We start from the raw sequence: 12,519 nt of genomic DNA, 5'->3' as shown, positions 1-12,519 counted from the left end.
ACCTTTGCTTCATTCGATTCGTTCCTGTGCCTTGCGCCACGCATCATCCGCCCATTCTCAATACATTGGCGGATGCTATCCATGGAACATTCACTTTCAAAACTGCGTTTTCCCCTCGCACTGCTGGCGGTGCTGGTGATGAGCGCCTGCGGCAAGACTCCCGACACGGCAGCGTCCATGCCGCCGGCCAAAGTCAGTGTGGCCAAGGTGTTGGAGCAACCTGTCAACGAATGGGATGAGTTCACCGGCCGCCTCGAGGCACCAGAAACCGTCGAGATCCGCCCGCGGGTTTCCGGACAGATCGACGAAGTGGCCTTCACCGAAGGCGCATTGGTCAAGAAAGGCGACCTGCTGTTCCAGATCGACCCACGCCCCTTCCAGGCTGAAGTGCGTCGTCTCGAAGCCCAACTGGCCCAAGCCCGGGCCACCGCTACCCGCAGCGAGAACGAAGCCCAGCGTGGCGAACGCCTGCGCTTGAGCAACGCCATTTCCGCCGAGCTGGCGGACTCGCGCACCACCGCCGCCCAGGAAGCCCGTGCCGCTGTCGCGGCTATCCAGGCGCAATTGGACCTGGCCAAGCTGAACCTGAGCTTCACCCGCGTCACCTCGCCCATCAGCGGGCGTGTCAGCCGCGCGCAGATTACCGCCGGCAACCTGGTGACCGCCGACGTCACGCCGCTGACCAGCGTGGTATCCACCGACAAGGTCTACGCCTACTTCGACGCCGACGAGCGTGTCTTCCTCAAGTACACCCAACTCGCCCGCCAGGGCCAGCGCGGCCAGGCCACGCCGGTCTACATGGGCCTGTCCAACGAAGACGGCAACCCGCACCTGGGGCAGATGAACTTCGTCGATAACCAGGTCAACCCGCAGACCGGCACCATTCGCGGTCGCGCCGTGTTCGACAACAAGGACGGCGCCTACACCCCAGGCCTGTACGCCCGCCTGAAGCTGGTGGGCAGCGGGACCTACTCTGCCGTGCTGATCAACGACGAAGCCGTGGGCACCGACCTGGGCAAGAAATTCGTGCTGGTGATGGACGCCGACAACAAGCCGGCCTACCGCGCTGTCGAGCTGGGGCCGAAGATTGAAGGCCTGCGTATCGTGCGCAACGGCTTGAGCAAGGACGACACCATCATCGTCAAGGGGCTGCAACGGGCTCGCCCTGGCTCGCCGGTCACGCCTGAAACCGTGCCGATGGCCAGTGAAGAAACCATTGCCGCCCTGGCAGCACAACGTAAAGCGCTCGAAGCCAGCAACCTGCCCCAAGTCGCGCCATCCAAGGCAGCGTCAGGCTCGGCAGGCAAACTGGCCGCTGCGACCCCACGCGGTTAAGGGACTGAATCCAAGATGAAATTTTCCCAGTTCTTCATTTCGCGGCCGATCTTCGCAGCAGTGCTTTCGCTGCTGATCCTGATCGCCGGCGCCATCTCGCTGTTCCAGCTACCGATCAGCGAATACCCGGAAGTCGTGCCGCCAACCGTGGTCGTACGCGCCAACTTCCCTGGCGCCAACCCCAAGGTCATCGGCGAAACCGTAGCCGCGCCCCTGGAACAAGCCATCACCGGTGTCGAGAACATGCTGTACATGTCCTCGCAGTCCACCGCTGACGGCAAGATCACCTTGACCATCACCTTCGCCCTGGGCACCGACCTGGACAACGCCCAGGTGCAGGTGCAGAACCGCGTCACCCGAACCGAGCCCAAGCTGCCGGAAGAAGTGACCCGGATCGGCATCACGGTGGACAAGGCCTCGCCCGACCTGACCATGGTCGTGCACTTGACCTCGCCGGACCAACGCTACGACATGCTCTACCTGTCCAACTACGCCCTGCTCAACATCAAGGATGAGCTGGCGCGCCTGGGTGGCGTGGGGGATGTGCAGCTGTTCGGCATGGGTGACTATTCCCTGCGGGTCTGGCTGGATCCGAACAAGACCGCTTCGCGCAACCTGACCGCCACCGATGTGGTCACGGCGATCCGTGAGCAGAACCGTCAGGTGGCCGCCGGTGCCCTGGGTGCGCCGCCAGCGCCGAATGCCCAAGCGTTCCAGCTGTCGATCAACACCCAGGGCCGCCTGGTGAATGAGGAAGAGTTCGAGAACATCATCATTCGCTCCGGCGCCGACGGCGAGATCACGCGCCTGAAGGACATCGCCCGGGTCGAGCTGGGTTCCAGCCAATATGCCCTGCGCTCGCTGCTGGACAATCAGCCGGCCGTGGCGATCCCGATCTTCCAGCGCCCGGGTTCCAACGCGATCCAGATCTCCAACGACGTTCGCGAGAAGATGGAAGAGCTGAAGAAGGGCTTCCCCGCCGGGATGGACTACAGCATCGTCTATGACCCGACGATCTTCGTGCGGGGCTCCATCGAAGCGGTGGTCCACACCCTGTTCGAAGCCCTGATTCTCGTGGTGCTGGTGGTGATCCTGTTCCTGCAGACCTGGCGTGCCTCGATCATTCCCCTGGTGGCGGTGCCGGTTTCGCTGATCGGTACGTTCGCGGTGATGCACCTGTTCGGCTTCTCGTTGAACGCCCTGTCGCTGTTCGGCCTGGTTCTGGCCATCGGTATCGTGGTGGACGACGCCATCGTGGTGGTGGAGAACGTCGAGCGAAACATCGAGCTTGGACTCACCCCCGTGGAGGCGACCAAGCGCGCCATGGGCGAAGTGACCGGCCCGATCATCGCCACCGCCCTGGTGCTGTGCGCGGTCTTCGTTCCGGCGGCGTTCATCAGTGGCCTGACCGGTCAGTTCTATAAGCAGTTCGCCCTGACCATTGCCATCTCCACGGTCATCTCGGCGATCAACTCCCTGACCCTGTCGCCGGCCTTGGCCGCGGTGCTGCTCAAAGGCCATGACGCGCCCAAGGACCGTTTCTCCAAGTTCCTGGACAAGGTATTCGGTGGCTGGCTGTTCCGTCCGTTCAACCGCTTCTTCGAGCGGGCCAGCCATGGCTACGTGGGCACCGTCGCTCGGGTGATCCGCAGCAGCGGCATCGCTCTGGTGCTCTACGCCGGCCTGATGGTGCTGACGTTCTTCGGCTTCTCCACCACTCCGACCGGCTTCGTGCCTGGCCAGGACAAGCAATACCTGGTGGCCTTCGCCCAACTGCCGGACGCCGCGAGCCTGGATCGCACCGAAGACGTGATCAAACGCATGTCCGACCTGGCCCTCAAGCAACCAGGCGTTGAAAGCGCCGTGGCCTTCCCCGGCCTGTCGATCAATGGTTTCACCAACAGCCCGAACGCCGGCATCGTGTTCGTGACCCTCAAGCCCTTCGACGAGCGCAAGGACCCGAGCATGTCGGCCGGCGCCATCGCCGGTGCCTTGAACGGCAAGTACTCGGAGATCCAAGAGGCCTACATGGCGATCTTCCCGCCGCCGCCGGTACAGGGCCTGGGCACGATCGGTGGTTTCCGCCTGCAAATCGAGGACCGGGGCAACCTGGGCTACGACGAGCTGTACAAAGAAACCATGAACATCATCACCAAGAGCCGCAGCGTGCCGGAACTGGCCGGGTTGTTCACCAGCTACACCGTGAACGTGCCCCAGGTCGATGCCGCCATCGACCGTGAGAAAGCCAAGACCCATGGCGTGGCCGTCAGCGACATCTTCGACACCCTGCAGATCTACCTGGGTTCGCTGTATGCCAACGACTTCAACCGCTTCGGTCGCACCTATCAGGTCAACGTCCAGGCCGAGCAGCAGTTCCGTCTCGAGTCGGACCAGATCGGCCAGCTCAAGGTGCGCAACAACCGTGGCGAGATGATCCCGCTGGCGACCTTCATCAAGGTCAGCGATACCTCGGGACCAGATCGCGTGATGCACTACAACGGCTTCATCACCGCTGAAATCAACGGTGCCGCTGCCCCGGGGTACAGCTCCGGCCAGGCTGAAAAGGCCATCGAGAAACTGCTCAAGGACGAACTGCCCAACGGCATGACGTACGAGTGGACCGATCTGACCTACCAGCAGATCCTCTCGGGCAACACCGCGCTGTTCGTGTTCCCGCTCTGCGTCCTGCTGGCGTTCCTGGTGCTGGCGGCACAGTACGAAAGCTGGAGCCTGCCATTGGCGGTGATCCTGATCGTACCGATGACCCTGCTGTCGGCGATTACCGGGGTGATTCTCTCCGGTGGCGACAACAACATCTTTACCCAGATCGGCTTGATCGTACTGGTGGGACTTGCCTGCAAGAACGCGATTCTGATCGTCGAGTTCGCCAAGGATAAACAGCTCGAAGGCATGAACCCGCTGGCGGCGGTCCTCGAAGCGTGCCGCCTGCGTCTGCGGCCGATCCTGATGACCTCCTTCGCCTTCATCATGGGCGTGGTGCCCCTGGTGTTCTCCAGCGGCGCAGGTGCGGAAATGCGTCATGCCATGGGTGTGGCGGTGTTCTCCGGGATGCTCGGCGTGACCTTCTTCGGCCTGCTGCTCACCCCTGTGTTCTATGTACTGATCCGCAACTTCGTCGAGCGCAGCGAGGCCCGCAAGGCGGCCCGGGCTTTGAAACTGGAGGCGCAACAATGAGTTTGAAAGCGTTCGTTCCGAGCTTGCTGGCCCTGGCGTTGAGCGCCTGCGCCGTGGGTCCGGACTACAAGGCACCACAAACGGAGGCGGCGACCATCACCACCGCCACCGACGGTGCCGCCGGCCAGAAGAATTTCGACCGGGCCCGCTTCGAAGGCGTCTGGTGGCAGCAATTCGAAGATCCGACGCTCAACGCGTTGGTGACTCGCTCCCTGGAAGGCAACCGCGAGTTGCGCGTGGCCTTCGCCCGCTTGCGGGCCGCCCGGGCGATTCGCGATGACGCCAGCAATGACGTCATGCCAACCATCACCAGCCGTGCCAGCAGCGACCTGGGCAAAGGCCAGATTCCCGGGCAGACCACCGACCGGGTCAACACCGAGCGTTACGACCTGGGCCTGGACATGGCCTGGGAACTGGACCTGTTCGGACGCATCCGGCGCAACCTGGAAGCCACGGATGCCGATCAGCAGGCGGTCGAAGCCGACCTCTATCAGTTGCAGGTGACGATGATCGCCGAACTGGTGGACGCCTACGGTCAATTGCGCGGCGCTCAGCTGCGGGAAAAGATCGCCTTGGCCAACCTGAAGAATCAGCAGGACTCGCGCAAGATCACCGAAAGCCTGCGCGATGCCGGCGTCGGCGATCAGCTCGACGTGGTGCGTGCCGATGCCCGCCTGGCGTCTGTAGAAGCCAGCGTGCCGCAATTGCAGGCCGAACAGGTGCGCCAACGCAATCGTATCGCCACGTTGCTGGGCGAGCGCCCGGACAAACTCAGCGTGGATCTGAGCCCGAAACAGTTGCCGGCCATCGCCAAGGCCCTGCCCATCGGCGATCCGGGTGAACTGCTGCAACGACGCCCGGACATTCTCAGTGCCGAACGCCAACTGGCCGCCGCCACGGCACGCATCGGCGTGGCCAAGGCCGACCTGTTCCCACGGGTCAGCCTGAGCGGTTTCCTCGGCTTCACGGCTGGACGCGGTTCGCAGATCGGCTCCTCGGCCGCCAACGCCTGGGCGCTGGGCCCGAGCATTACCTGGGCCGCTTTCGACCTAGGCAGCGTTCGGGCACGCTTGCGCGGTGCCGACGCCGAGGCGGATGGCGCCCTGGCGACTTACGAACAGCAAGTGCTGCTGGCCCTGGAAGAATCGGAAAACGCCTTCAGTGACTACGGCAAGCGCCAGCAACGGCTGATTTCGCTGATCCGTCAAAGTGAATCGAGCCGCGCCGCCGCCGACCTGGCCGAGATTCGCTACCGCGAAGGCACCGTGGACTTCCTCGTGCTGCTCGATGCCCAACGTGAACGCCTGGCCGCCGAAGACACCCAGGCCCAGGCCGAAGTGGACCTGTACCGCGGCATCGTCGCGATCTACAAGGCCCTGGGTGGCGGCTGGAAACCGGAAACCGTTGCCAGCAACTGACCCGCCCTGCTCAACCGAGCTCCTTTGGTTGGCCGCAACCAACCAATTTTTTGCCCTGCGTTCATTTGGACGCGGGGCTTTTTTTGCCTATCGCCCACCACCCAACGTGAAAGAGCCCATTGTGGAAGCGAGCTTGCTCGCGATAGCGGTGGCTCAGTTGGCGGTGATGTCGGATGCGCAACCGCCATCGCGCGCAAGCTCGCTCCCACAGGTCCGCTACCGTTGTGACAAGGTTTGACTCAAGCCGCCACCTGACCGAAGCTTGCGACATTTCACGCTTCTGGTAATGGATTCCCTGCATGCCCTCGCCTCGCCGCCGCTATCTGCTCCTCAGCCTCTGTGTCCTGTTGTTGATCGGTCTTGTCGCGGTGTGGCTACGCAGTACCACGCCGCAAATCCCCGAAGCGATCAAGCGTGGTTACAGTGAAGCCCTGGAAAGCGCCCGAAACGGACAGCCGGGAGCGGCGCGCATGCTTTACCAGCAACTGGGGCGTCCAGACCTTTCGCCCAAGCGCCGTGTGTGGCTGCACGCCGAACTGCCCAACTATCCCAGCCCGCAAGCTCTGAAACTGGCCGACGCAGACCTGCACAGCGAATCACCGGACGTGCGCCGGGCCGCCATCGGCAGCGTCGTCGGGCTGGTACCGACGGGCCAGCGCAGCCTGTTGCTCGGCCCACTCCTGGATGATGACGACCCGAATGTCCGGTTCGCTGCCGTGAATGCGCTGCTGGGCCTCTCGCCAGATGACCTCGGTTTGTATTTCGGCGCGATGCAGATCGCCATCGATACCTGGGAGCAGGTGCTCGAGGATGGTCCGAAAACCGCGGACGCCCACTACCAGCTCGCCCGGCTGCACCTGCACAACGCCGAATTGAAGAAAGCCCAATCGGCCCTTGAGCAGGCCGTGCGTCTGCAGCCGGACAATCTCCCGGCGCTGGTCATGCAGATCGAAGTGCTGGACAAACAAGGCCAGAGCGAAGCCGCACGGCAATTGCTCGCCCGACAGTTGCAAACCCAGCCAACCTCGGCTTATCTGCAACATGCGCTGGGCATGTGGCTGCTGCAACACGGCCAGAGCGAGTATGCGGTACTCGGTCTGGCAAAAGCCGTGGAACTGGAACCCGAGAACCGGCATTACCGCTATGACCTGGCGACCACCTTGCATGCCGAACAGGAGGTGGAAGCGGCGCAGAAACAGCTGCAGGAAATCGTCCAGCGCTACCCCGCCGACCGCAAGGCACGGGTGTTGCTGATCAACTATTGGAAGGAAACCGGTCAGTTGCAGAACGTTCAAATCCTGTTGGCGCAACTGGAACAGTTGAACCCCGATGACCCGGCGCTGCAACAGGGCCTGTAGGAGCGGCCGAAGGCTGCGACCATTCAATTGCCTTCTGCCTCGCTTCACTCGACAGTCCTACAAAGTTGTGCAGTACACCGCGTTTTGTAGATGTAAGCGGAACCGCCATCACCGCCAAAGGTCAAGTATTCAGGCAGTCGATTTCAGGCGTTACCCCGCCTGCTGCCCACTTCCCTAGTCATGAGAGGGCTATTTTTGTCTACATCTAACGAGTTGATCAGTGCAAAAGCCGCCACCGGCATCGAAGGACTGGATGATGTCCTTTCCGGTGGTTTATCCCGCGGTCATGTGTTCCTGCTTGAGGGAGAACCCGGGACTGGTAAGACTACGGTCGCGTTGCATTTTCTGTTAGCCGGCGCCAAGGCTGGCGAGCGCTCGTTGTACATCACGCTATCGGAAACCGAGCGTGAATTGCGTCAGGGCGCGACCTCCCACGGGTGGACGCTGGATGACAATATTCATATTTTCGAGCTGACCCCGCCCGAAAGCCTACTCAATGCCGAGCACCAGCAGAGCCTGCTGTACTCCTCGGACCTGGAACTGGGCGAAGCGACGCGGCAGATTTTCGAAGTGGTCGAACGGTTCAAGCCGACCCGGGTCGTGCTCGACAGCCTGTCGGAGATCCGTCTGCTGGCGCAAAGCTCCCTGCGCTATCGTCGCCAGATCCTGGCGATCAAGCATTACTTCGTGCGCTACGACGCCACGGTCCTGCTGCTCGACGACCTGACCACCGAGTCCCTGGACAAGACCGTGCACAGCGTCGCCCACGGGGTGATTCGCCTGGAAGAACTGACCCCCAGCTACGGCGCCGAACGGCGGCGGATCCGGGTGGTCAAGTATCGCGGGCAGAAATACCGCGGCGGTTACCATGACTTCACCATCATGGGCGACGGCGTGCACGTCTTCCCGCGCCTGGTGGCCGCCGAACACCGTGGGCAGTACCTGCGCCAGCAACTCTCCAGCGGCATAGGCGAAATGGATGCGTTGCTGGGCGGCGGTATCGAGACGGGGTCCAGTACCTTGATCCTGGGCCCGGCGGGTACCGGCAAGTCGCTGATCGCGCTGATTTTTGCCGCAGCCGCCGTACAGCGCGGCGAGAAGGCCGCGCTGTTCATCTTCGACGAAGAGCTGGGCTTGCTTTTCGAGCGCATGAAAAACATCGGCATCGATCTGCAAGCCCTGCTAGAGACCGGCAATCTGCTGATCGAACAGGTCGACGCCGCCGAGTTGTCCCCCGGCGAGTTCTCCCATCGCGTGCGCCGTTGCGTCGATGAGGGCAACATCAAGACCGTGGTCATCGACAGTATCAACGGCTATCAGGCGGCCATGCCGGAAGAGAACGCCCTGGTGCTGCACATGCATGAATTGCTGCTCTATCTCAACCGCAAGGGCGCGGCGACCTTCATGACCGTCGCACAGCACGGCCTGGTCGGCGACATGCAGGCGCCCGTGGACATTACTTATCTGGCCGACACGGTGATTCTGTTGCGTTATTTCGAAGCACTGGGCAAGGTTCGTCGGGCGATCTCCATCATCAAGAAACGCACCGGCAGCCACGAGTCGACCATCCGCGAATACCGCATCAGCCGCCAGGGCATGACCATCGGCGAGCCACTGGAGGCGTTCCAAGGTGTCTTGCGCGGGGTCCCCACCTACATGGGCGAGAGCAACCCGCTGCTCAAGGATGAACACCGGTGACGCTGACCGAGCCCCTGTCCGAGCGGGCGCTGATCCTCGCGCCGCTGGGACGGGACAGCCAGATCGCCTTGATGATCCTCAATGAAGCCGGTTTTGCCGGCCTCACATGCCGCCACCTGGGCCATTTGTGCGAAGAGTTGGAAAGCGGTGCCGGCCTGCTGGTGATTTCTTCGGAGGCCTTGGTAGGGCCAGACCTGGAAACGCTGTTTCAGCAAATCGAACAGCAACCGGCCTGGTCCGATTTGCCCATTGTCTTGCTGACCCATCACGGCGGGCCGGAACAGAACCCGGCGGCCCGTATCGGTACGCAATTGGGCAACGTGACCTTCCTCGAACGCCCTTTCCATCCAGTGACCCTGATCAGCCTGGTGACCACCGCCCTGCGGGGTCGTCGAAGGCAGTACGAAGCCCGCGACCGCCTGATCGACCTCAGCAATAGCGAACTGCGCCTGCAGACCACCCTTGAAACCCTCGAACAACAGGTAGAAGAACGTACCGCCCAGTTGCGCCATAACGAAGAGGCCTTGCGCCAGTCGCAAAAAATGGAAGCGGTCGGCCAGTTGACCGGCGGTATCGCCCACGACTTCAACAACATGCTCACCGGGATCATCGGCAGCCTCGAACTGCTGCGTCGGCGCCTGGCCCGGGGCCGTACCGAGGACCTGGACAGCCTGATCGACCTGGGCGTGACCTCGGCCAACCGCGCCGCCGGCCTGACCCATCGCCTGCTGGCGTTTTCCCGACGGCAATCGCTGGACTCCAAGGCGGTCCAGATGAATACGCTGGTGCTGTCCATGGGCGAGCTGTTGCAACGCAGCCTCAACGAAAGCATTCGCCTGGACATGCGATTGGACGAACAGCTGTGGGTCGCCGAGGCCGATCCCAACCAACTGGAAAGCGCCCTGCTCAACCTGGTGCTCAACGCCCGGGATGCCATGCCCAACGGCGGAAACCTGGTGGTGCAGACCTGCAACCGACACCTGGACGCCGACTTCACCGATGCCTACAGCAATCTGGAGCCCGGCGACTATGTGGTGCTGAGCGTGCAGGACACCGGTTGTGGCATGCCCGAGGCGGTGATCGGCCGCGCGTTCGACCCGTTTTTCACCACCAAGCCGATCGGCCAGGGCACCGGGCTGGGGCTGTCGATGATCTATGGCTTCAGCAAGCAATCGCGTGGCCACGTGACCATCGACAGCGAAGTCGACAAAGGCACCACCGTGAACCTGTACCTGCCGCGCTTTCGCGGTGAAGAAGTCCACGAGCCCCAGGTCATCACGCAGCACGCGCCGCACGCGCGGGACGGCGAAACCGTGCTGATCGTCGAGGACGATCCGGCGGTGCGGGTGCTGGTGAGCGCGGTGTTGAGCGAACTGGGTTATGCCTTTGTGGAAGCGGCCGACGCCAATGGCGCGGTCCCGATCCTCCAATCAGGCCAACGCATCGACCTGCTGATCAGCGACGTAGGCCTGCCCGGCATGAATGGTCGGCAGCTGGCGGAAATCGGCCGGCAGGTGCGTCCGGACCTGCGGGTGCTGTTCATCACCGGCTACGCCGAGCATGCGGCGGTACGCGGCGGCTTCCTGGACCCGGGGATGCAGATGATCACCAAACCGTTCACCTTTGATTTGTTGACGGCCAAAGTACGGGAGATGATCAAGGTTTGAGGTAAACCGGAACTTAAGCTCAAGCACAGTTGTGGCGAGGGGATTTATCGAAACGTCGCACCGCCCCGCTGGGGCGCGCAGCGGCCCTGAATCAGGCGCTTCGATATTTCGAACTCACTAATTAATTGGGGCTGCTGCGCAGCCCAACGGGGATAAATCCCCTCGCCACAGATCCACCATGCACCTACAGGTTTACGACAACATTTTTTGCATGATTGCCTGCAACTCATCCAGGTCGAACGGTTTATCCAGGATCGGGGCCTTGCGGGTAATGGGGCTATCGGTGTCGCGCACTTCCTGCGCGTAGCCACTGATGAAGATGACCTTCAGTTCGGGGCGCAACTTGACCGCAGGCTCGGCGATCTGCACGCCGGAAATACCGCCCGGCAGGCGGAAGTCGGTAATCATCATGTCCAGATGCGGCTTGCTCGCCAGGATCTCGAACGCCTGGTCACCGTTTTCGGCCTGCAACACCCGGTATCCCTCGCCCGACAGGTAGGCCGACAGCACCATCAGGATCGACGGGTCATCCTCGACGATCAATACAACATCTTGCGCATCTTCACTCATGAGAAGCCTTTGTTCGATCAATAGCTGCTGATACGACCTTAGGGTCTCTCAGAGGTTGCGTCTGTTCGGCGGTTTTGTCCAAGACAGTTTTCTGCAAGGGCAGGCACACACGAAACAACGCCCCTTCATTGAGACGACTGTCGACCGTGATCGTCCCGCCATGGGCCGTGACAATCTGCTCGGAAATGAACAGCCCCAACCCCAGGCCTGAAGCGGCCGCCTTGGACGATACGCGCTCGAACTGCTGGAATATACGCTTCTGGTTCTCCTCGCTGATGCCGATGCCGTGGTCCCGGACCTCGATGCAGGCATGCTCGGGCGTCTTGTAGACGCGCACTTCGATCGGGCTCTTGCCACCGTAGCGCAGCGCATTGGTCAACAGGTTCGACACCACTTGTTCGATGCGAAACTCATCCCACAGTCCCTCCACCGCCGGCTCGGCCATGCAGGTCAATGAGCACTCGGCGATAGCAATCTGCGGCTGGAAGTTGCGCAGCAGGTTTTCCACCAGTGCCGTCAAATTGAAGCGGGTCGGACGGATCGACAGCTTGCCGGTACGAATCCGCGATACATCCAGCATGTCCTCGATCAGCCGGATCAGGCTCTTGATCTGGCGCTCGTCGCGCTCGACCATCGCTCGCACCTTGTCCAGGCTGAAGGCCGCGGCATTGTCCCGGGCCAGGTGCATCTTGCGCAGTTGGGTCTCGAGAATCAGGCCATTGAGGGGGGTGCGCACCTCGTGGGCGACAATGGACATGAAGTCGTCACGCATGCGCACCGCCTGCTCCAGCTCGCCGCGGGTGGCCTCCAGTTGCTGCAGCAGGACCTCCTGCTCCCGTCGGCTCTGCTCGAGGGCCACGACTTGCTCCTTCATGGCCTTTCGCTGGCGATACAGCTCGACGAACACATTGACCTTGCTCTTGACGGCCTGGGTGTCCAGCGGCTTGTGCAGGAAGTCCACCGCGCCGTTTTCATAACCGGTAAAGGCATAGTTGCGCTCGCGACCGGCGGCGCTGACGAAAATGATCGGGATGCTGCGGGTCTTCTCGGTGCCGCGCATCAGCTCGGCCAGCCCGAAACCGTTCATCTCGGGCATCTGCACATCGATGATGGCCAGGGCAAAGTCGTGTTGCAGCAGCAGGGACAGTGCTTCGTCCGCCGACAGGGCCTTGAAGACCTCGCGGTCGGGCCCCCTGATCAGCGCTTCCAGGGCCAACAGATTCTCAGGCAGATCGTCGACGATCAGCAGTTTGGCTTGAATATCTCTTGGCATGTGGT

At 62.2% G+C, this 12,519-nt stretch carries 8 protein-coding genes; 6 read left to right on the top strand and 2 right to left on the bottom strand.

Annotated elements, in window-relative coordinates; translation table 11 throughout:
* The first annotated feature begins 81 nt into the window (after positions 1–81).
* The 6 genes from mexE (at position 82) to BT125_RS05220 (ending at position 10,671) form a co-directional block, all read left to right on the top strand.
* Positions 82–1,335, top strand: coding sequence for a multidrug efflux RND transporter periplasmic adaptor subunit MexE (mexE, locus tag BT125_RS05245; protein WP_072405495.1), 1,254 nt, complete (start codon positions 82–84; stop codon positions 1,333–1,335).
* 15 nt (positions 1,336–1,350) lie between these two features.
* Positions 1,351–4,530 carry an efflux RND transporter permease subunit gene (locus BT125_RS05240; protein ID WP_072405494.1) on the top strand — a complete coding sequence of 1,060 codons (3,180 nt, stop codon included), beginning with the start codon at positions 1,351–1,353 and terminating at the stop codon, positions 4,528–4,530.
* Entirely contained in the window at positions 4,527–5,948 is a 1,422-nt protein-coding gene (locus tag BT125_RS05235; RefSeq protein WP_072405493.1) for an efflux transporter outer membrane subunit, read from the top strand. Before BT125_RS05240 ends, BT125_RS05235 begins: the two co-directional genes overlap by 4 nt.
* Before the next feature lie 299 nt (positions 5,949–6,247).
* Positions 6,248–7,306 carry a tetratricopeptide repeat protein gene (locus BT125_RS05230; RefSeq protein WP_072405492.1) on the top strand — a complete coding sequence of 353 codons (1,059 nt, stop codon included), beginning with the start codon at positions 6,248–6,250 and terminating at the stop codon, positions 7,304–7,306.
* A 195-nt stretch (positions 7,307–7,501) separates the two neighbouring features.
* Positions 7,502–9,004, top strand: coding sequence for an ATPase domain-containing protein (locus tag BT125_RS05225; protein WP_072405491.1), 1,503 nt, complete (start codon positions 7,502–7,504; stop codon positions 9,002–9,004).
* Positions 9,001–10,671: a response regulator gene (locus BT125_RS05220; protein ID WP_072405490.1), complete on the top strand. Its 1,671-nt coding sequence runs from the start codon at positions 9,001–9,003 to the stop codon at positions 10,669–10,671. Before BT125_RS05225 ends, BT125_RS05220 begins: the two co-directional genes overlap by 4 nt.
* Positions 10,672–10,863: 192 nt before the next feature.
* On the opposite strand, the gene BT125_RS05215 is transcribed toward BT125_RS05220, so the two are convergent.
* Together BT125_RS05215 and BT125_RS05210 are read right to left on the bottom strand one after the other, a co-directional pair.
* Complete coding sequence (locus tag BT125_RS05215) at positions 10,864–11,241, bottom strand: response regulator (RefSeq protein ID WP_072405489.1); 378 nt, start codon at positions 11,239–11,241, stop codon at positions 10,864–10,866.
* Positions 11,234–12,514 (bottom strand): hybrid sensor histidine kinase/response regulator, encoded by a 1,281-nt coding sequence (locus tag BT125_RS05210; protein WP_072405488.1) that lies wholly within the window; start codon positions 12,512–12,514, stop codon positions 11,234–11,236. Before BT125_RS05210 ends, BT125_RS05215 begins: the two co-directional genes overlap by 8 nt.
* Positions 12,515–12,519: the final 5 nt, after the last annotated feature.

Origin of the sequence: Pseudomonas sp. NFACC04-2, assembly GCF_900119265.1 — a bacterium.
Taxonomy (GTDB): Bacteria; Pseudomonadota; Gammaproteobacteria; order Pseudomonadales; family Pseudomonadaceae; genus Aquipseudomonas; species Aquipseudomonas fluorescens_AA.
The sequence above is the reverse complement of the archived record's forward strand: the minus strand, read 5'-3'. Positions and strand labels throughout refer to the sequence as shown.